Source organism: Amazonocrinis nigriterrae CENA67 (assembly GCF_016056305.1).
Classification (GTDB): Bacteria; Cyanobacteriota; Cyanobacteriia; order Cyanobacteriales; family Nostocaceae; genus Amazonocrinis; species Amazonocrinis nigriterrae.
Map to the genome: position 1 here is coordinate 2317 of NZ_JAECZC010000003.1, position 21603 is coordinate 23919.

Consider the following 21603-nt stretch of genomic DNA (forward strand, 5'->3'; position numbering starts at 1 on the left):
CTTGATAGCGTTTGGAATGCTCTCCACGCTTTGCATTGCGACTTTTACATGCTAAAAGAAATACAAAAAGTAAAACAATTGCAGCAACCGTGGGACATCTTAACCCATGACGAAGCAATGCGTATGCTAATGTTTGTCTGAATCAGCAGTCAAAAAGGGACTAGGTACTGGGGACTGGTGACTGGTGACTGGGGACTGGGGACTGGGAAAAAATATTAGTTCATCAAACAGCGGTTTTTTTCTAATACCCAATCCCCGATACCCAATACCCAATCCCCAATCCCTAATCCCCAGTCCCTAGTAAAGGTGACGCCTAGTGAGTCTGGAAGTGCGCTATGCCAGGTCTTTTTTGGTAGACCTGAAGAGTTTAGAACCGGCTGCCTACCAGCGGGTATATGATTTTGTGTTTTTAGAGTTTGCCCAAAAGGGACTGCTGCATAGTCTACCAGAACTGCGGCAGCTTGATAGTGAGGGTATTTTTCATCGCTTTACTATAGATAAATATCTTATTGGTATAGAAATTAGGGGTGAAATTGTCAAATTTTTGCGGGTCATCCCTATGCCAGATGTTTAAGCTAGAGAGTTAGACCAACACTTAAAACTGTAAACTGTATAAGGCTAGGCAGGGATGGCTCTATCCTTAAATTAAACTTGTTTTGGAAAAACACTTTACTTGAGATTTCCCTATGGATGCAAGGGCACTTTGGCAACGATACCAAGATTGGTTATATTTCCACGAGGGATTAGGACTTTATCTAGATGTAAGTCGGATGCGTTTTGATGACGCTTTTGTGGAGTCGTTGCAGCCGAAGTTTGACAAAGCGTTTGCGGATATGGCGGAATTAGAGAAGGGCGCGATCGCTAATCCTGACGAAAACCGCATGGTTGGTCACTACTGGCTGCGAAATCCCGATTTAGCACCGTCTCCAGAACTTACACAAGAAATTGTCCAAACTCTAGAAAAAATCGAAGCCTTTGCTGAAAAAGTCCAAACAGGTGCTATTCATCCTCCTAGGGCTAGCCGCTTTACTGATGTGATTTCCATTGGTATTGGTGGTTCTGCCCTTGGCCCTGAATTTGTCGCTGAAGCTTTGGCACCTGATTTCCCACCCCTAAAAATTCACTTTATCGACAACACTGATCCCGCAGGTATTGACCGCACTCTCAATCATCTACGAAACAATCTTGCCAGCACTTTGGTGTTAGTCATCTCTAAATCAGGTGGCACACCAGAACCCCGCAATGGCATGATTGAGGTCAAAAAAGCTTATGCTGGGCACAATTTGGACTTTGCTCAATATGCTGTAGCTATTACTAGCCCTGATAGCAATTTAGATAAAGTGGCTAAGTCTGAAGGTTGGTTGGCCAGGTTTCCCATGTATGACTGGGTAGGAGGACGCACTTCAGAAATGTCTGCTGTGGGGCTAGTTCCAGCAGCATTACAGGGTATTGATGTTCGCGCCATGCTAGAAGGCGCAAAAGAAATGGATGACGCTACCCGCATCCCGGATGTGAAAAACAACCCAGCAGCTTTGTTGGCTTTATCTTGGTATTTTTCTGGCAATGGACGCGGTGAAAAAGACATGGTTGTCCTGCCATATAAGGACAGCTTGCTGTTGTTTAGCCGCTATTTGCAACAGCTGGTGATGGAATCTCTAGGTAAGGAAAAAGACTTAGACGGTAACGTTGTCCATCAAGGCATCGCCGTTTATGGTAATAAAGGTTCAACAGACCAACACGCTTACGTGCAGCAGTTACGCGAGGGTGTACCGAATTTCTTTGCTACTTTCATCGAAGTTTTGGAAGACCGTAACGGGTCATCTCCAGAAATTGATCCTGGAGTCACAGCAGGCGATTATCTTTCTGGTTTTCTCCAAGGAACTCGACAAGCGCTTTATGAAAATCAGCGCGATTCGATTACTGTCACTATTCCTCAAGTAAACCCCCGAACTGTTGGGGCGCTAATTGCTTTGTATGAACGGGCTGTTGGTTTCTACGCCAGCTTAGTCAATATCAATGCTTACCATCAGCCAGGGGTAGAAGCTGGCAAAAAAGCTGCTGCGGTCATTCTCGACTTGCAAACACGAGTATTAGCAGTCCTACAAAAAGAAAAAACTCCCCTTTCCTTGGGAGAAATTGCCGATAAAGCAGGTGCTGCTGATCAAATTGAGGCAATTTACAAGATTCTGCGTCATCTCCATGCCAATCAACGGGGTGTGGTTTTGCAAGGTAATCTTGGACAACCCAGTAGTTTGAAGGTTTCTGCTAGCTAATAAATCATACCTACTTCAGTAGTGTTAACACATGCTTGTTAGTACTAATCAGTTGAGATTATTAGTTGATGTCGAGAAGTATGCTTTCTCGACATCTTTTTTCATTGGCAGCAATATAGTTAATGTTTTCGATCATGTATAGTTGTTTGGACTTTTGACTATCAAAAGCTCTTACAAATGGCTATGCAAAGAATATGTGTTTTACTTTATCTCGCAGATGCTAATTTATCAGCAATGCGTGTAGTTTCTGGCAACCGATATTTTGGTGTGCAACGTAATACATAGTCAATTGCTGTAGGTAAACTAACTTTATATCCACTAGAGACATACACTGGTTTAACTTTTGTGCGTGTCCTTAAAACTGCTCCTATTGTTTCACTTCGATCTATTAGTGGTTGCCAGCTGCCTCTTGTTTCTGGCAATTCTTGATGTTTGCCAATAAGTAATGATTTTGCTACACCTATTGTTGGTATATCAATAAGTATTCCTAAATGAGAAGCTATACCTAATCTGCGAGGGTGGGCGATTCCTTGACCATCACACAAAATGATATCTGGTATTGTTTTAATCTTTTCCAGGGCATCAAGGACAGCAGGAATTTCTCGAAAGGAGAGAAAACCAGGAATGTAGGGAAAGGTCGTAGGACGGTATGCTAAGGTGGTTTCAATCACCTGTAAATCAGGGAAACTCAGTACAGCTACTGCTGCACGGCTAATAGTTCCATCAGCTTCAAAACCCATATCAACTCCAGCAACACACTGGACGGGTTCTTTAAATTTATCCTCTGTAATAACCTGCGATCGCAATTGTTCTTGAATAGCTATGGCTTCTTCCAGCGTCGCTGGCCAATTATGAGCTTGATAAATCTTCATATATATTTTGCGAAATTATTACTGGCAATGGTGTATCTACCCTTGCGATTAATTTTAACAATTTTGTACTATTTTTGGCTGAATCAATCAACAACAAATACTCAGTTAATTTAGTAGGCTAACTATGCATAATCTACGCAGTAATAGTCTGAATAACTTCAACTATATTTTCTACATAGCTGGAGGGATAATTGTATTACTTTTAATAACTAGTTTGTCCCCTTTTACAATTATTAATGCAGGCGAACGTGGCGTTGTGATGAAATTTGGCAAAGTCCAAGATAAAGTCTTAGATGAAGGTATTCATCCAATTATGCCAATTGTGACATCAGTTAAAAGACTCAGCGTCCGCGTACAGCAAAACAGTTTTCAGTCTGATGCCGCTTCCAAAGACCTCCAGAAAATTACAACAGAACTCGCTGTCAATTGGCATGTTAATCCAACACGAGTTAATCAGGTTTTTCAGCAAATTGGCGACCAAGAACAAATCATTGGAGGAATAATTACTCCAGCGGTATCTGAAGTTTTAAAAGCAGCAACTGCGAAAAAGACAGCAGAGGAAATAATTACTAAAAGAACAGAATTAAAAGACGAAATTGATCAGCACCTAAAAACTCGTCTAGCAGCCTATAATTTGATAGTAGATGATGTCTCTCTAGTGAATTTTGCGTTTTCTCCAGAGTTTGGTAAAGCTATTGAAGCCAAACAAATCGCTGAACAAGAGGCTAAACAGGCAGAATTTATTGCTCAAAAAGCAACTCAAGAAGCTCAAGCAGAAGTCAATCGCGCCAAAGGTCAAGCAGAAGCGCAAAGATTACAAAGGCTTACTTTAACACCAGAATTATTACAAAAACAAGCTATTGAGAAATGGGATGGTCGTTTTCCGATGGTTATGGGTGGGAATGGTTCGCTGCCGTTAGTGAATATTAATCCTGAAAGTTTAGCAAGTGAAAATAAGACTCAATAGTTTCTTTTTATTTTTTAGTTAGGCTGGTAAGTAAGGTTGATTGGATTTGCGTTTTCGCTTATTTGCTATAGCAATCTTATCTGATTTATTATGAAAAATGTTTTTTAATCGAACCGCCTTGGGGTGACGCTCGCAAGCTCGCTAACGCCAGTCCCCCATCGTGACGGAAACCGCCAAGACGGGGGCTGGACTCACCAAGGTGCAGAGAACGCGGAGAGTGAACAAACAGAGATTTTCATAATTGATTTAGAATTGCTATACTAATTAATTTGATAGCAAATCTTTTAATAAATTATCAATATTATTAGCTGATAAATTCGGTATTGATAGCAGTTGTTCAGCTTTGCCAAAAAACCGTTTGATTGACTGGTGATAGATGGGATCATAGTAAAACTGCAAAATATCTTGTACAAATATTTCCCACTCACCAGCATCAATCAATTTGTACCAATGGCTTATTTTTTCACCACCACAGCAAGATTTAAGTTTCTCCAGCTTGTTTTTTAAAATATCGGGATGAGTTACCAAATGTGGATATGTCTGTAAAAGAAAGTTAACTCTGGCAGCTAATGATAGTTGAATTTCTACACAATTACCTTGCTTCATTTCATGCCACAGAGACTGAGGTAAATAAAGTTTTCCAATTTTTTGGCTTTCTGATTCTACCCATACTGGCTGATGAAAATTAAACTTTTCCAGTTGTTGTAATAGCAAAGTTTCAAAATATTTTTGTGAAGGTTGAGGCGAAAGTTTTTCCTGCCATTCTTCACCCAGTAAAGAACCCCTATGATTAGCCAAACTTTCCAAATCTAAAACTTGAGCGCCATACTGACGCATTTTATCTAAGATATAAGTCTTACCGCTACCAGTTAGACCACACAATACTTGGTAAGTAAATTTCTCTGGTAAATATTCTAATTTTTCGCGTACATAAGCACGATAAGTTTTATATCCACCTTCAAGTAATGTCACACACCAACCAATTTGTGTTAGCACTAAAGCCATGCTATTAGAACGCTGTCCCCCACGCCAACAATAGATTAGAGGATAGTAGTCTTTATCTTTAGCTGCAAAGTGTTCTATCAAATGGTGAGAGATATTTTTTGATACTAAAGCGGCACCAATTTTCCGTGCATTGAAGGGAGAAACTTGTTTATAAATAGTTCCTACTTCAGCGCGTTCAGCATCATTTAGTACTGGTAAATTTATTGCACCAGGAATGTGATCTTCTGCAAATTCACTAGGCGATCGCACATCAATTATCTCACTATAAGTTGCTGTCCAAGGCTGTTGGGTATATGTAAGTAAACCTGGCATGATGGTTATGACTTGAGTTATGAAATTCTCTGATGTGGTGATTTCAATCAATCTCAGAAAATATTGCCTGAAAAATTAACACAATGTTACTTGCACTTCTCAATTGGGAATCCTGAGATAAAAGACTATTTTTTCAGCTTTGTGTACTAGTTATGATACAACCAAATTCTTTGGAACTTGCGAAACAGGGAGATACAGAGGCGATCGCGTTTTTGATGAATCGTCACTTACAATCTAAGGGTATCACTGCCACAGTCACTCTCAAAGATGCTTGCTTAGAAGTAATGCTGGAATCATTGCAAACGCCAAATCGGCAGGCTTTAGTTACATTTGTTCACAAAGGTATCACTGGCTTAGGTGCTGCATCCATTCAGAAAGTGAAAGTTTATTGGCAACAGACGGGTAAGGTTTTTCCCGCTTGGAGTGAAGAATTTAATGTAGGTACAGCAGAAAGTGAATTAGAAGTAATAGATAATGAAGATGATTCTAACACTCCTCATTTTTTCACTGTTTCTATTACTTTAAGTGGTGATAGCACATCTGGATTAACAGCAGAAAATTTTGAAAGTATTGCTGATAAAATGACAAAAGATATTTTTGCCTACTTTAGTGATATTTGTATTCAAAAAGTGAGTGTAACTAATGGTAGCTCTGTAATCACAAAAGAGCGTTAGTTTTTTATGTTGATGAGTCAATCTAATTACACTAGTTTTTACTTGGGATGTATAGTTACTATCAACTTATATAAATGTTGCCAAGATAAATTGAATGAAAATTTTTGATAATGTTGTTTTCAACTATAAACGGGGAATCCTGATGTTATCACAATATTTGATCAGGTTTTAGCATTTACTAGTTATGACACAGCCCAAGATTTCAGAACTTGCAAAGCATAAATTACAAAAATTTCACTGGCCTGTATGGTTTCCTTATCCTAGTTCTTGGTTGAGAGCGCTGATTCTAGTTCCAATAGTCTTCTTTGCAATACGTTTGATAGCCTTTAGCTTGACGGGAGTGCTTATATCATTTAGTAGAAATACTCCTAAATTATTAATATTGTCTACTTTATTTGGCTTATTAATACCAACAATTTTTTTAGCATTTATTTACCATATTTTTTGGTTTTTTTGGGGTAGTAAGAGTTATAACAATCGCTTACCTAAATGGATACTTAGTTTAATTAGTTTATGGTCAGGTTTCTATGCTACGGTTGTGATTGGTTTATCTTTTCTCATAGTTTTAGTTATTTTTTCCGAATTAGCTTTTTCAAATTGTAAATTATCCTATGAAATAGCAGAAGAATTAAGTGGCTATGCAGGATGTATAACTGGACGCGCTACAAGAGTAATTTTTAAAAGTATTGAGAATAAAACTTTTGTCAATAAACCTTGGTTTATAATTTGGTTACTCACCGCAACTTATCTTTATCAAATTGAATACTTATTTAGTCAATGCTTAATGCCAAAGCTGATATCCATACTCACAAAAAATAAGTTTAAGCGCCAGCCTAACAGTGTTGATAACACAGATTTAAATGTGGACAGATTACAAGGTGATATGGGTGTTATCCAGATGGAAAAGGAAAGAAAACAGCAATCAAATATGACTTCGTTACCCCAGTACTATAATCAAAAGCCTAAAAAACGAAAGAAGCAACTGCTGATATTGTTCTTAATTTCTTTAACTGCTCTAGGAATATACTTGTTTCCTAAATTATCAGAAGTTAAAGACAATATTCCTTTTCATCTAATTCCTACAAGTCAAACAAAATTGCCATCCAAAACTGTAACATTGACACCTTGATTAGCAACTTCTTAATAACCTACTTTTACACCTAAGTCTGATAATTTTCTAGAGGCTGCTAATCAAGCGATTAGTGCAGCTAACCTAACCCAATCAGCAAAAAATCAAGATGATATGTCCTGAAAAATTTAGAAACTGTTGTTTTCATCTGTAACTGGGGAATCCTGAGTATAGAAAATTATTTCCTCAGGTTTTTGTATTTACTGGTTATGACACAGCCTAATCTTTTGGAACTTGCAAAGCAGGGAGATGCACAAGCGATCGCCTCGACGATTAATTACCTTTTGCAAGACAAACACATCACTGCTAAAGCAGTTTTGAAAGACCTTTGCTTACATGTATTATTAGAATCTGCTCAAGTCCCTGAACAACAATCATCAGTCAGATTTATTCGTAATGTGATGAAAAAATTGGCAGTTAAATCTATCAAGTCAGTTAAAATATATGCAAAAAAGACTGGACAACAATCAGTAGCTTGGAGTGATTATTTAACTTTGATTGATGATGTTGAAAAACCACAAAATGACTTAGGCAATTTGGGAGTAAAATATCAGGATAATCAAAAAGCCGCTATATGGCCGGTATGGATACCTTACTTTAATTCATGGTGTAGAGCATTTATTTTAATTCCATTAATAGCTTCAATTGGGTTTATAACTTTTAGGTTGACAGGTTTTTGGGGTCTTATTTTATCAGGTATTACTAATCAACTGGAAATATTTATTATAATTTTAATTTTAGGAATATTACTGCCAATGTTTTTGGTTGCTTATATTCATACTTTTTTTGTAAGTTTATGGAAAAAACAACCAATATCATCTATCTGGCCTCGATGGTTACCCAGTGCTAATAGTTTATGGGAAGGTTTTTATGCAGAAGTAGTGATGTTTTTATCTTTGTTAATAACTATTTTTATTATTTTACCATTTTTACCAATAAACAATTGTTACCATGAGCCATTATTTACCTCCTGTCTTAGATATAGTGAAATAGTTTTAAAACAATATATAGATAAATACTCTATTGATAAAATTGGATCATCGATTTGGATTGTGACTGCTGCATATCTTTATCAAATTGAATATTTATTTAGACATCGTTTCATACCAAAAGTAAAAATCATACTTACAAAATATCAGTCTAAGCGCCAGCCTGACAGTGTTGATAACACAGATTTAGATTTGGACAGATTACTAGTTGATATGGGTGTAACCCAAATGCAAAAGGGTAAAAAACAGCAATTACAGATGACTTATTTACCACAGCAGCATAATCAAAAGCCTAAACAACTAAATAAGCGTCTACTGATATTGCTATTGATTCCCTTAGTGGCTTTAGGGATATACTCGTTTTCTAAACTATCACAATTTCAAGAAACTATTACTTTGCCGATCGCCTCTAAAATTTCAACAGAATTACCATCAAAAACTATAGCAGTTACACCTTCAGCATTAACTTCCAAATCACCTAATTTTATATCTCAGTCTGATAATTTTCGAGAGGCTGTTAATCAAGCGATTAGTGCAGCGAACCTCACCCAATCAGCAAAAAATCCAGATGAATGGAAGATAATAGTAAGTCAGTGGCAAGCAGCGATCGCGCTGATGAACAAAGTACCATCTTCTAGCCCCAATTATTCTATAGCCCAGCAAAAAATTACAGAGTATCAACGCAATCTTAGTTATGCTCAGAAAAATGCTACAGGTGGTAAATAATGGCGATCGCTCTTCAATGCTAAGGTAAAAAAGCTTTCAGTGTGTACCTAATCTAACTGTAGTTTTGCTGTCTCAAATTAATTGTCCTTAGCTAACATACAAAAAGAAAAGCAATTTCGTACCTAAAGCCTACCATGACAGAAAGACAGACACGGCGGAATTTTTTACTTACCAGTGTTGCTGTCACTGGCGGTATTGTAACAACTAGTGCTTTGCAAAAAAATGCCACCAACACGGCTACACCACCAGCAAGTATGCCAGAAAGAGTGTTGGGACGCACAGAAGTAAAAGTGCCTATCTTCGGGTTGGGAGGAGCAGGACAAACACCGCTATCCTGGGAAGGAAAAGAGCGCGATGCTGTGGCAATTATTGAAAAAGCGCTGGAACTTGGGATACGATATTTTGATACTGCGGCTAGTTATGGCCCAAGTGAAGATTATTTGGGTAAAGTCTTACCACCTCATCGTTCAAAGCTGTTTTTAACCAGTAAGACTGATAAAAGAGACCGCGATGGTGCATGGCGAGAATTGGAGCGATCGCTCAAGCGTTTGAATACAGAATATCTCGATTTATGGCAGTTACATCACGTTTCTTTTGCTCAAGAACTTGACACTATCTTTAGTCCATCTGGTGCAATTAAAGCTTTAGAAGAAGCCACTCAGCAGAAACTTGTACGCTTTGCAGGTATTACCGGCCATCATGATCCGCAAGTCATTGCTGAAGGCTTGCGCCGTTATCCGTTCCACACTACTTTGATTCCCATTAATGCTGCGGACAAACACCACCCGCGTCCTTTCATCCCCGTAGTTCTACCAGTAGCGCAAGAGAAAAACCTCGGTGTGATTGCTATGAAAGTCCCAGCCTACGGACGGCTGTTTAAACCAGGCGGATTAAGTGGTATGCAGCAAGCTTTGGGATACACGCTATCTCAGCCTGGTGTTCATTGTTGCGTAATTGCGGCTGAATCGATTGCACAATTGGAGAGTAATGTCAAGATAGCGCGGGCTTTTCAGCCTTTGAATGAGAAAGAATTGACTGCGATCGCTCAACAAACTGCTAGTATCTGGGAAGATAGCACCTTTTTCCGTGCTTGGACTTAGGGAAATCTTGCAGATAAGCGAAAACACATTTAAAACCAATTGCCTAAAATCTTATCCACAAACTCTTTCACAATCAAAAATCTAAAATCTAAAATCCAAAATTGTATAATGTTGTGCTGCTTGTGATATATTCAGTTGCAGTAGTTTATCATCACCCAACTGCTGCCGAAAACTAGGTTTAACAGGCGAAATATTCAAACTACGAATAATTTCTTTTGCCACAGCCTTGGCTAATAGTGGCGGTACAGAGTTACCGACTTGCCTGAATCCGTGCCATTTGGTGACATGAAATCTAAACCAATCTGGATAAGAATGTAGTCTTGCTGCTTCCCTGACTGTAATGCATCTGGGTGTAAATGGATGAATCGGTCTTGGAGAGGTGAAAGAACCTCTATACTTGTCTGTACCTGCGCGCAAAGTGTTACAGACACCAGCAGGATGGAGTTTACGAAAACGACTAATTGGTTCTGTTTCTCCTGGAATCGTAGCAGCAAAGCGTTCACTAGTTGCCGACGAGTGTTTTGTTCTTAAACTGGAAGAGAGAATTCGAGAATCAAATTCACGTTTATAAGAATAATCATCTGCTAAAGTTTTGATACCACGAAGTGCCAGAGCATATTTACTAGGCTTACCATACTCTGCTACAACCCAATCCCTTTGTAGTAACTCTGAATAATTTTCTATTTCTGGTAAATCTCCAATTGCATCCTGTACTGTCGGGCAAATTGGCAGTGTAGATGATTTTTGGTGTGCAGAGATATTTGGCTTCGCTACTTGGGTAATTGGTTGGGGGTATTTCGGTAACTCTACATCTTCCCTTGCACCAATTAAAAACAATCGCTCCCGTGACTGTGGTACACCATAATGAGCAGCGTTAAGAACTTGATAATTTTCTTCAACCTGATAACCTTTATTTTGGAACTCCCTAATCAAGGTTTGAAGTATTTTTTTATGTTCGCCGACTGTGATGCCTCGAACATTTTCCATGACAAAAAATTTCGGTTTTAATTCCAAAACCAAGCGATGAAAGTGAAAAACTAGAGAATTGCGTGGGTCATCAAAAACTCGTTTCCCTATTAGTGAAAATCCTTGGCATGGTGAACCACAAATAACTGCATCAATTTCGCGCTCGCCAATTTTTGATCGATTCCGAATTTCCGCTCCTGTTGTCTGTTCAACACTTTTACATAATACTGAGCAGTAAGGAAAGTTAAATTCATGTGTGGCACAATGGATGGGGTCAATTTCCACAGATGCCAGCACATCAAAACCAGCTTGTTCAAAGCCAAGTGTCATACCACCAGCACCTGCAAACAAATCAACTGCTACGGGTCGTTGTTTTCTCATCTCATGAGCCATCACACCTCTATAGGCATTGGGTATCGAGAATAGGGTATTAAGACAATTATTTACTAATTCCTAGTCCCCAGTCCCTAGTCCCTAGTCCCCAGTCCCCAATAGCATTTGCAAAATTTCGCCAGCAGCGCGATCGCATACTCCTAATTCTCCCAAACAACGCCGCATTTGAGCATAATCTGCTAAAGTTTGCTGCCGTCGGTCAGGATTTAGCAATAATTCCATTGCCGCTTGAGTAATATTTTCTGCTGTGGCTTGCTCTTGTAACAACTCTGGCACAATCGGCTTCATCACGACTAAATTGGTTGGTGAAGCAAAAGGTATGGAACCTTTGAGAATTTTTCGGGCAATCCAAACTGTAACAGAATTTAAGCGATACACCACAACTTGCGGCACATTTAATAAAGCAAGTTCCAGGTTGACAGTGCCAGATTTAGTTATGGCCAAATCAGCAGCAGCAAATACTTCCTTTTGAAGACCTGATACAACTGTAGCCCGTAGACCGTAACGTTTAATCGCCTCCTCAATCGGCTGTCTGTAGATTTCCAGAGAGAGAGGAATCCAAAAATGAACTTGGGGTAATTTCGCTTGAATAGTTTGGGCAGCTTGAAAAATAACTGGTAAGAGATATTTTAGTTCTTGGCGGCGAGAGGCAGGGAGAAGTGCGATCGCTATTTGTTCCGATTCAATACCCAATTTACCACGAGCCTCCAAGCGACTGGGAGCGTTTTGCATCCGGTCAACCAAAGGATGTCCCACCCAACTCACATTCGCCCCATGTTCCTTAAAATAACGCGCTTCTTCTGGGAATATGGCCAAAAGCTTGTCTGTAAAACCGACAATTCGGGAAGTGTTACGCAAACTCATTGACCATACCCACTCTTGGGGGGCAATGTAATATACCACAGGCACTTGTGGCATATGCTGTTGCATATAAGTGCCAATACCGAGATTTGGCCCCATATAGTCAATCAGCACCACCAAGTCTGGTGGATTTTGCTTTAAATAGGCGATCGCTTGGCGTTGTACCCAAAGAGTAGGCAAAATATAAGGCAGAGATTCTATCAGACCCATCGAGCCAATACCAGAGGTATTGCCTAGAATGGTTGCTCCTGCTTCTGCCATCTTTTCACCACCCAAAGCCACAATCTCTAACTGCAAACCAGCAGCTTGACGCTTTATGGCCTCAATTAGCAGCGACCCTTGCAAATCGCCAGACACCTCGCCAGTGCTGATAAATATCCGCATTTGGTAAACAAAGTTAAAAGTTAGGAGTGAATAGTTAGGAGTTAGGAGTGAATAGTTAGGAGTTAGGAGTGAATAGTTAGGAGTTAGGAGTGAATAGTTAGGAGTTAGGAGTGAATAGTTAGGAGTTAGGAGTGAATAATTTAATTCTTAAAACCGATTCTCTATAAACTTCCACTTAATAATTATTCCTTTCCCGCCATCAGACTCCTATTTTTTTCTTTGCGTCCTTAGCGTCCTTTGCGGTTCGTTTAATAAATATTAAATGTACGTACTCAGAGATTAAGTATAATTATTAACTCCTGACTCCTAACTCCTAACTCCTAACTCCTAACTTTCAACTCTTCATTCATCGCTTACAGTCCGTTTCCCCTTGCCAGGAATCAAACCACGCCTTCCTGGCATCTGAGAAAGTAGTAAAAAGCGACGTAGGTGTTGTAGTTGTTCAGTATCTCCCAACTGCTCCAACTGTTCTAACGCGTCCTTAAAGCTGAAGCCAGAGCGGTAGAGAATGCGGAAGGCTTTTTTGAGTGTTTGCAAATCCTCTGAACTCATCCCAGAACGTTTAAGTCCCACCAGATTCAGAGTTCGCACTCGTGCAGGATTGCCTTCCACCAGCATGTAAGGTGGCACATCCCGGTCAACACGTGCCAAGCCACCCACCATTGACATACCACCGATATGTACAAATTGATGGACACCTAAAACCCCACTTAGTCTTGCCCGTGATTCTATATGCACATGACCTGCCAACGCCACAGAGTTAGCAATGATCACATGGTCTTCAATCACGCAATTGTGAGCTACATGGACATAAGCCATCAGCAAATTATTATTGCCAATGACCGTTGCTTCACCTGCACCAGTAGCACGATTAATAGTGACATACTCACGAATCAAGTTATTATCGCCAATTTTGACCCAAGTCGGTTCCCCCACAAACTTGAGATCCTGGGGTTCCATGCCGATCGCTGCACCTGTAAAAATTTGATTTCGCGCCCCAATTTCACAAGGCCCTTCTAGCACTACATGAGCGCCAATGATTGTTTCAGGCCCCACTTTGACATGCGCTCCAATCACAGCATAGGCACCGACTTCCACTGTTGGGTGGAGTTCCGACTTAGGATGAATTACAGCAGTTGGATGAATAAGCGTCTTCAAGGGTGAATCTCCAGAACTGTCTTGAGGAGCCAGCGCTGTGCTTTGGTTGCCAAAGTTGAGGCGACTGGCGTTGCTTTTTGTGTAAGTGTTCAGTGAAAGGAAGTGTCGGGCAAAGTAAGTTAAGTGTGAGGGCGTCGAAAATCAAGAAATTTTAAAAAGCTATTGTAGATTGCTTTTTTGCTGCTATTCTTTTCAAGATTGGGTAAGAGTACATCACGGCTGTACCCTTACCAAGAAAGCAAATTTTTAGTTAACTAGAGAAAACATCAATTCGCCTTCACAAGCGAGTTGACCGTCAACCTCGGCACGTGCTTGCATCTTACCGAAACGACGTTGTTTAATCGTTAACAGTTCCACTGTCATCACCAGCTGATCACCTGGTACTACTTGGCGGCGAAAGCGCACTTTATCAATACCAGCAAAAACAAATAGTCCCTCTTCCAACCCAGGCAATTGTTTTAAGACAATACCGCCTACCTGTGCCATTGCTTCTACAATTAGTACTCCCGGCATTAGTGGTCGTCCTGGGAAGTGTCCTTGGAATTGGGGTTCGTTGACAGTAATGTTTTTAATGCCTACAGCTAATTTTCCTGGCACATAGTCAATTATTTTATCTACAAGTAGAAATGGGTAGCGGTGGGGTAGCAATTCCTGAATTTCTTCAGATGTGAAAGTAGTTTTAATCTCAGGTGTGGGTGTTGTTTCATCATTGGGCTGTGGTTCAGTAGATGTAGGCGTTGTAGTATCTGTACTATTTGCTTCGCTGAGGATTGACATTGGCAGTAAGGTTGATTTTGAATCTGTAAATTAAAGTAGTTTTGCGTTGAAACCTTTAATTATCTAGGATTTTAGTTTAGATTCAGACCCTAAATCTCAAATCCCAAATCTAAAATTTTCTGAGCCAGTTGAATGTGTAAATTGTGGCTGGCTTTATACGCTAAAAAATGAGCATGAGGAAAAGTTCCCAATAAACTCAAATCTCCTACTAAATCCAAGATTTTATGACGGACTGGCTCATTTGCAAATCTTAATGGTGGATTTAGCCAACCTTCAGGCCCACAAACGAGTGCATTATCTAAGCTGCCACCTTTTATTAACCCTGTTTGTTGTAAATGTTCAATTTGATGCAATAAACCAAAAGTCCGGGCGGGGGCAATTTCCGCAGCAAAGCTAGCAGCAGCTTTTCCTAAATCAGTAGGAGCCGCCCAACTGTGCCATTGATTACCAATAGCAGATAAATCGAAGTCAATACCATAACTAAAGCGGGTTTCTGATGCTGGGAGGGCACAAGCAAAGGCATCACCTTGATGAACCCAGATTGGCTCTTTAATAGTCAAAGGTTCTTGGATGTTAGCGACTGGTTGTGATACTAAGCCAACTTGGGTAATGCTGGTTGTCCAAACTTCTGCTGAACCATCTAACAGTGGTACTTCAGACCCATCAATTTCAATTCGGGCGTTATCCACACCCATACCAGCAAGCGCCGCCAACAAATGTTCTACAGTCCGAACACATGCCTCACCTTTACCCAGTTGAGTTGAGAGAACAGTCTGATTCACCGCCGCAACTTGGGCTGGAATTATCGGTAAATCCGGTAAATCCACCCGCACAAAGTAGCGCCCACTTCCTGCGTTAGCTGGTAGTATTCGTACAAGGGTACTGACACCGCTATGCAGTCCCACTCCGGTCTGGGTGATTTCCGCCGCTATTGTATGCTGTTGCATAAGCGAAAAGTAAATATATTTAGATTTGTATCATTCATGTGAAGTTTTGGCAAAGGTTGTAATTAGTAAGTGGTCAGTTGTCATTTGCTACTGACAACTGACAACTTACCCTTCGGGTGACGCTCCTGCGTCGCTAACGCTGCGCTAACGGCAGTTGCGCGGCTGTCGGCAAAGCCGCCCAACGCACTGCCTCACAACTAACAACTGACAACTTAAAACCTTTCACCAATACCAAAGTTAATCCGGCTATCACCGTCGTCGTTGATACCATAGTCGATGCGAATTGGGCCTAGTGGAGATTGCACTCGTACACCAATACCATAGCCGTAGCCTGTGCCATTTTTGTTTAGCAGTTCAGCTGCGGGAGTACTCGTTCCTAAATCGCTACCAACATCAAAAAATGCTGCGCCGCTGACAACTGAGAAAACTGGGAAACGGTACTCAACGGATGCTTGCACGTAACTGCGTCCACTGCTTAATGCTCCTTCTTCATAACCCCGAACGGAGTTACTACCACCAAGGGTAAAGGCTTCATAGGGAGGTAAGTCACCAAGGATAGTTCCCCCTTGCAAGTTAAATGCAAGAGTTTGTGGGCCTTTGGCGAAATTAAGAAACTTGACAGGTAAGTATTGGCTGTAGCTACCCCGTAACCTTGTGAGTAAAATATTACCTAAACCTATAGGTACTGACTGATCCACGCCGAAGCGGAGGTAAGAACCGCTGGTAGGTTGTAAAGGATTATTACGGCGATCGCGTTGTGCCCCCAATTGCAATAGCAGTAAATCGTCTTGTCCTTCCCCGGAAAAACTTAGAGGAACTGTTTCTGGTTGGCTGATGACGTTTCCATTGCGATCGATAGGCTGTCCGTCATTATTGAATAATCCTCCTACTCTTTTGATCCTGCCATCACCATCCCGTGTGGACACTCTTTGATATTGCAACCCTGCTGAAGCTGTCCATTCCGATCTTTCATAAGGATTACCGGAAAGGGGACGGGTAAAAGTCACACCACCACCTAGACGCAACACACGGGGACGGTCTTGAGCGTCTTCATTGGTAATATTGCGTGGGTCAAAAGTTCTGATATCGTCATCTTTGCCGTCAAAAATCAACGAAATAGAACTGCGGCGGAAAAGATTAGTTGTGTAGGAAGTTCTGTAAGGATCTCCAGCAATCCAAGGGTCAGTGAACCGCAGGTCAAACAGCAGTTCTCGCTGTCCTACTTGTACCTCAGCACCGAGTTTTTGATTTCTGCCGTTCAGGTTTTGCTGCTGATAGCTGACTGTACCAAACAGCCCACTAGCAGAACTGATACCAGCCCCAGCGGCAATAGAACCGCTGCTGCGTTCTGCCACATTCACCACCACGTCCACCTTACTGGGGTCTGTACCTGGGTCAAGGGAAACATTCACATCTTCAAACAATCCCAATCCATATACCCGCTGTAGGTCTTTTTGCACCGTGTTGCGGTTGAATACTTGTCCCGGCTTTAATTCCAACTCTCGCTTAATAATATAGTCCTGTGTCCGTCCTCGAATTGGTTCTCCCTTTTCGTTTGTCTCCTGACCTTCTTTATTACGAAAGCGGACTTTAATGTTCTCTACTACGCCTTCTGCTACTTGCAGGGTAACAACTCCGTTTTGGGAGACTTGCGGTGCCCCAATCACGTTTGCCAATACATAACCTTTGTCTTGATAACGCTTAGTTAGCTGCTTGATACCCTCTTGCAAATCACGCAAATTGAGTATTTTACCATACTGTTCGCCGAAGACTTGATCAGTAGTTCCCGCAGGCAGTACTGAAGGAACGCCAGTGCCAGGATTAGCTTGCACTTCTACCTTTGTTAAAACTGGATTCGGCTGCACAATAAAGCTGACTCGCACGCCCAACGGAGTATCTTCTGGTACTGCCTGGACGTTAGAAAAGTAGCCAGTACCAAATATGGCATTAATATCTTCTTGCAACTGGGAGCGCGTTGTCGTTCGTCCTGGTTGAGTACGAATTACTCGGTAAACTTGGTTTTCTAGTTCCGGTGATAGTTGCCCTGTCTGTGGTGTGACTACGACTTCCGACACTAACACACGGGGTTCATTCGCTTCTGGCGTGGCGTTTGGAGAGTTGAAATTCTCTTGAGGTGGAGTTGTTCCAGGTGTTGGGGAAGGCGTTTGTTGCTCAGATGCTGGGGGTGAAGTCTCTGGAGTGGAATTTGGTTGTTGAATTGTTGGGTTTGGGGTTGTCTCTGGTGTTGGGGAAGGCGTTTGTTGTTCAGATGTTGGGGGTGAAATCTCTGGAGTGGAATTTGGTTGTTGAATTGTTGGGTTTGGGGTTGTCTCTGGTGTTGGGGAAGGCGCTTGTTGCTCAGGAGGAGTGGAATTTGGCTGTTGAGTTGCCGGGTTTGGGGTTGTCTGTGGTATTTGTGCCGTTGTGGATGCCTTTGTGGACGTTGTTAAGGTAGGCACTATTAACTCTGATGTCGTTTTTGCTGCTGATTTAGCTGGAAAAACTCCCACAACAATAGACTCAGAATCTTGTGGCAGCTTCACCTCGGTTAAATTGGAGTGAGATTCTAGACTCTGGCTAGCTAAATCTTTACCTGTGTTTTTTTCTGGCTGCTGATTCGTCGCGGGTGTGAAAACCTCTGCTGTCTGTTTTAGACTATTAGCGGTTTGTGCCTTAACACTTAGCGAACCGCTTAAGGGTGCTGCAATTGCTACAGCAGCCAGCAATACGGGAGATAAACGCATTCTATTTAAATTCCTCTTTACATCCACACACCATCACAAACTAGTCATTTGTCAGTGGTCAGTGGTCATTGGTCATTTGTCATTAGTCAATAGTTAATGACAACTGACAACTGACCCTTACGGGTTCGACCTTCGGGTGACGCTCCTGCGTCGAAGATCGCTCTTGCTAACGGCAGTCCCTCATGGGGGTTCTCCCCCCAAGACCGCACTGGCTCACAACTGACAACTGACAACTAACAATTCACACGAGTTTAATCTATGTTGCCCATTTAGTTAATTTTTACTTTCTACTACTTGTAGTACTCGTTGTAAAACCTCCTGGTAAGCATCTTCTACATTCCCTAAGTCTCGGCGGAAGCGGTCTTTATCCATTACGCGACGGTCTGGGTCTGCTTCTGCTGTGTTCCACAGACGGCAGGTGTCGGGGCTAATTTCATCTGCTAAGAGTATCTGCTGTTGTGAATCCAAACCAAATTCTAGTTTGAAGTCTACTAGAGTAATGCCACACTGTTGCCAAAAGCCACTGAGGAATTTGTTGACTTCCAATGCTAGATTGGTAATTACATCCACTTGTTCCGCAGTAGCCAGCTCGAGCAAAAGTAAGCGATCGCGTGTTAATAGTGGATCTCCCAATTGGTCATTTTTGTAATAAAACTCTACCAAAGGCTGTTGCAAAACTTTACCTAGTGGTAATCCTGTTTGCTGACACAGGCTACCAGCAGCAATGTTCCTCACTACTACTTCTAAAGGCAAAATCTTGACTGACTTCACCCGCATTTGATTTGGGGCTGGACTGTCAATAAAGTGAGTTTTTATACCATAAGCTTCCAATTGTTTAAATAAATGGCTGGAAATGCTACAATTAATTTCTCCTTTGCCGTGAATACTGCCGCGCTTTTGGGCATTAAATGCAGTGGCATCATCTTTAAAGTCAGCTAATAAGACTTCCGGATCGTCCGTTGTATAAAGAATTTTTGCTTTGCCTTCGTATAACTTGGAATGAACAGACATGATGGCAGGTGAAGTTTTGAGCGATGTGCAGCTTTTGTCCTTTCGGGCTTAACCATTTTATCTTTAGTTATCCGAGATTAACCATTAGGCGTCAGTCGTCTAGGCCAAATAGACAGCGACACAAAAATTGCCCTCAATATCTGACTTATGATATAGGACAATTGCTTCTAGCATGTGCTATTATCTGCTGTAAGTGGCAGTTTTATGTATAAAGTAATATTTACTACTTAAAATTAAGTATTATTTCGCTATAGTAGTATATTAAAATTTAGGAGATGTCCTTGATCAGGCCATAGTTAATTAAAATCTCAATTTCACAATTGATGAAATATATTGACAATCGCTGCAAAGAGTCAACTCTCCTAATATTGTCTGTTTTACAGAAATTTTATTTGTCAAGCTTACTGCCAAATCACTCTAAGCTCTATCTTCATGTATCTCAATTCAGAATCAACTAATTCCTGACTAACCTTTGCTAAAGAGGTATTACTGATTTAGTTTCTCCTGATCTGACAAAAGAAAGATGAGGGTAGCTACTAGTTTAGCTTCAGATAAAACAGGAAGCATATTGCAAAAATGGAGAAAAAAATAGTGGACAAAGATGATTTTCTCTATCCTCGTGGCCGTTACTACGGTCAGGTAAAGCCAGAAAACTTGGTTTTTAATGCAAATCTACAAGAATTCGCTCAACGAGTAAGTTACATCTGTAACTTAGAAACAGGAGGAAAACTACCACCAGAGGAAGCCTACGAACAAATAAAAGTTTTGTGGAAGCAGTTAAAAAACACGAAAAAACAACTGAGAATAGGCGAAAACCCTTTTCAAAGCGACTCTGGTAATGCAGAAGAATGAAAAAGTTGTTAACTGATAACTGATGACTGTCAAGAATGAACAATTACGATAGGATATTTTTTGTTTGGAATTGTTTGGAAGTCGTTTAATCAAGAGTCAAGATTTTTTACTACTGACCATTGACCATTGACTACTTGGCAATGATTGTCCAAGCACCATCCCAGGAGTCTGGGGGGTTTGTTTGCTGGTAAGTCTGAGCGCGTTCCAAGTGTATGTTTACGGCTTGATCTGTGGGTCGAATGTTTTTAGCTGCTTCAAAACAAGCGATCACTTGTGCAAAATGACGGGATAAATAAGCAGCACGTCCAATGTGGTTTGGTAATTCCTTCCAAACGAGAACTTAAAGCGATCTTCGACGCAGGAGTGTCACCCCCATTAGCGTAGCGAAGCGCGAGAAGAGCGAGCGTTACCCATTCGCTCGAAGAGCGTTCCCGTTCGCGTAGCGTCTTTGTCAGGAGAAGGGTAGGAGGTTCCCACGAGCCGCGCAAGTGGCGTCGGACTGGCGTTGCTGAGTAGGAACCCAGTTTTTTCAAGGCTTTGAGCAATCAATATTGTCCTAACACATCTGGCTACGGCTATAACACCTTTCGATTAAAGACCAGAAACCAAGTAATATTTTTCCCAGTTTCCAGTCTCCAGTCACCAAAGATAGATTATTCAGGCTGGCTACAGTATTTATTTAGTTCATTTACTAATACATCCGACTCCTTACCAGCAGTTTTAGCTGCGGCTGTTAGTGCTGTATCTATTTCTGTTCTAGCCTTTTGTAGTTTTTCTCTACCAGCTGGCGAAGCTTCGGCTGCTTTCGCTGCACCTAACGCCCTAGCTGCTTTCGCGATCGCTTGACTCAGATTCTCAAAGACCTTGACAAAACGACTTTGCAATTCTTTCATTTTGGGATCTGCCAAATTCAGTTCCTTTAAAGAGCGGGTGACAGCTTCCAAATCTTTAGATAGTTGCATACTCGTTATCACCTGCTGTCCTTTTTTTTGATCAATAAGAGAATTTCCTTCATTCACTACCTGAATTAGTCTTTGACACTGGGAAGCCTTATTTTCACTGCAACCAGCAACTAATAAGACAATACTGAGACTAATAGGAGCAATAATGAGATATTTACACCACACAGAGATTAACACCCTACCATCAGTAAATCCTACCAATATTAACGAATAATTCACCTATTGAGATGTGATCTGCAAAAGAATGGAATATTTAAACTGTCTGGGAGAACAGACTAAACCTGTAATCACCCACAATCTCGTCTATTTCCTCCCTAACTACCCTGACTCAGGTGGGTTTTTGCCTATTTCTGTGGACGCGATCGCTCATAGCTTAGGCTTCTTCACAATTACGACTTTCAGAAGTTTAAGATTTCACTTATAACAATATATTTAGACATTTAGTTGACAAAATAACATATGTAAATTTACTGATGATTTAAAATTTATTTATAGAAAAAT

General features: G+C 40.9%; 19 protein-coding genes. 8 read left to right on the forward strand and 11 right to left on the reverse strand.

Going from position 1 to position 21603, the window contains the following annotated elements; all coding sequences use genetic code 11:
• Window positions 1-316: 316 nt before the first annotated feature.
• Window positions 317-574, forward strand: coding sequence for a cytotoxic translational repressor of toxin-antitoxin stability system (locus tag I8748_RS03055; RefSeq protein ID WP_096559078.1), 258 nt, complete (start codon window positions 317-319; stop codon window positions 572-574).
• 112 nt (window positions 575-686) lie between these two features.
• Window positions 687-2273 (forward strand): glucose-6-phosphate isomerase, encoded by a 1587-nt coding sequence (locus I8748_RS03060; protein WP_198123203.1) that lies wholly within the window; start codon window positions 687-689, stop codon window positions 2271-2273.
• Window positions 2274-2479: 206 nt separating this feature from the next.
• On the opposite strand, the gene nfi is transcribed toward I8748_RS03060, so the two are convergent.
• A complete protein-coding gene (gene nfi / locus I8748_RS03065; RefSeq protein ID WP_198123204.1) occupies window positions 2480-3145 on the reverse strand; it encodes a deoxyribonuclease V in 666 nt (221 codons plus the stop codon).
• Between the two features lie 124 nt (window positions 3146-3269).
• On the opposite strand from nfi, the gene I8748_RS03070 reads away from it, so the two are divergent.
• Window positions 3270-4112 carry a prohibitin family protein gene (locus I8748_RS03070; RefSeq protein ID WP_198123205.1) on the forward strand — a complete coding sequence of 281 codons (843 nt, stop codon included), beginning with the start codon at window positions 3270-3272 and terminating at the stop codon, window positions 4110-4112.
• Window positions 4113-4376: 264 nt separating this feature from the next.
• On the opposite strand, the gene mnmH is transcribed toward I8748_RS03070, so the two are convergent.
• Entirely contained in the window at window positions 4377-5429 is a 1053-nt protein-coding gene (gene mnmH / locus I8748_RS03075; protein WP_198123206.1) for a tRNA 2-selenouridine(34) synthase MnmH, read from the reverse strand.
• 152 nt (window positions 5430-5581) lie between these two features.
• On the opposite strand from mnmH, the gene I8748_RS03080 reads away from it, so the two are divergent.
• The 4 genes from I8748_RS03080 (at window position 5582) to I8748_RS03095 (ending at window position 10047) form a co-directional block, all read left to right on the forward strand.
• Entirely contained in the window at window positions 5582-6103 is a 522-nt protein-coding gene (locus I8748_RS03080) for a hypothetical protein (protein WP_198123207.1), read from the forward strand.
• A gap of 184 nt (window positions 6104-6287) precedes the next feature.
• Window positions 6288-7232: a hypothetical protein gene (locus I8748_RS03085; protein ID WP_198123208.1), complete on the forward strand. Its 945-nt coding sequence runs from the start codon at window positions 6288-6290 to the stop codon at window positions 7230-7232.
• A gap of 209 nt (window positions 7233-7441) precedes the next feature.
• Window positions 7442-8947 carry a hypothetical protein gene (locus I8748_RS03090; protein ID WP_198123209.1) on the forward strand — a complete coding sequence of 502 codons (1506 nt, stop codon included), beginning with the start codon at window positions 7442-7444 and terminating at the stop codon, window positions 8945-8947.
• Between the two features lie 134 nt (window positions 8948-9081).
• The gene (locus I8748_RS03095; RefSeq protein ID WP_198123210.1) at window positions 9082-10047 is read left to right on the forward strand and encodes an aldo/keto reductase; all 966 of its coding nucleotides are present in this window, start codon (window positions 9082-9084) and stop codon (window positions 10045-10047) included.
• An 81-nt stretch (window positions 10048-10128) separates the two neighbouring features.
• On the opposite strand, the gene I8748_RS03100 is transcribed toward I8748_RS03095, so the two are convergent.
• From I8748_RS03100 to purC, 7 genes are all read right to left on the reverse strand, one after another.
• A complete protein-coding gene (locus I8748_RS03100; protein WP_225896293.1) occupies window positions 10129-11406 on the reverse strand; it encodes a DNA cytosine methyltransferase in 1278 nt (425 codons plus the stop codon).
• An 81-nt stretch (window positions 11407-11487) separates the two neighbouring features.
• Complete coding sequence (lpxB, locus tag I8748_RS03105; protein WP_198123212.1) at window positions 11488-12651, reverse strand: lipid-A-disaccharide synthase; 1164 nt, start codon at window positions 12649-12651, stop codon at window positions 11488-11490.
• Between the two features lie 342 nt (window positions 12652-12993).
• Complete coding sequence (gene lpxA / locus I8748_RS03110) at window positions 12994-13809, reverse strand: acyl-ACP--UDP-N-acetylglucosamine O-acyltransferase (protein WP_198123213.1); 816 nt, start codon at window positions 13807-13809, stop codon at window positions 12994-12996.
• Window positions 13810-14055: 246 nt separating this feature from the next.
• Complete coding sequence (fabZ, locus tag I8748_RS03115) at window positions 14056-14586, reverse strand: 3-hydroxyacyl-ACP dehydratase FabZ (RefSeq protein ID WP_198123214.1); 531 nt, start codon at window positions 14584-14586, stop codon at window positions 14056-14058.
• Between the two features lie 89 nt (window positions 14587-14675).
• Window positions 14676-15533 carry a UDP-3-O-acyl-N-acetylglucosamine deacetylase gene (gene lpxC, locus I8748_RS03120; RefSeq protein ID WP_198123215.1) on the reverse strand — a complete coding sequence of 286 codons (858 nt, stop codon included), beginning with the start codon at window positions 15531-15533 and terminating at the stop codon, window positions 14676-14678.
• A 212-nt stretch (window positions 15534-15745) separates the two neighbouring features.
• The gene (locus I8748_RS03125) at window positions 15746-18277 is read right to left on the reverse strand and encodes a BamA/TamA family outer membrane protein (RefSeq protein WP_198123216.1); all 2532 of its coding nucleotides are present in this window, start codon (window positions 18275-18277) and stop codon (window positions 15746-15748) included.
• Between the two features lie 273 nt (window positions 18278-18550).
• Complete coding sequence (gene purC / locus I8748_RS03130; protein WP_198123217.1) at window positions 18551-19288, reverse strand: phosphoribosylaminoimidazolesuccinocarboxamide synthase; 738 nt, start codon at window positions 19286-19288, stop codon at window positions 18551-18553.
• A gap of 576 nt (window positions 19289-19864) precedes the next feature.
• On the opposite strand from purC, the gene I8748_RS03135 reads away from it, so the two are divergent.
• Window positions 19865-20140: a DUF7219 family protein gene (locus tag I8748_RS03135; protein ID WP_198123218.1), complete on the forward strand. Its 276-nt coding sequence runs from the start codon at window positions 19865-19867 to the stop codon at window positions 20138-20140.
• Window positions 20141-20270: 130 nt separating this feature from the next.
• On the opposite strand, the gene I8748_RS34470 is transcribed toward I8748_RS03135, so the two are convergent.
• Both I8748_RS34470 and I8748_RS03140 read right to left on the reverse strand, forming a co-directional pair.
• The gene (locus tag I8748_RS34470; protein WP_404800262.1) at window positions 20271-20411 is read right to left on the reverse strand and encodes a hypothetical protein; all 141 of its coding nucleotides are present in this window, start codon (window positions 20409-20411) and stop codon (window positions 20271-20273) included.
• Between the two features lie 382 nt (window positions 20412-20793).
• A complete protein-coding gene (locus I8748_RS03140) occupies window positions 20794-21273 on the reverse strand; it encodes a hypothetical protein (protein ID WP_198123334.1) in 480 nt (159 codons plus the stop codon).
• Between the last annotated feature and the right edge of the window lie 330 nt (window positions 21274-21603).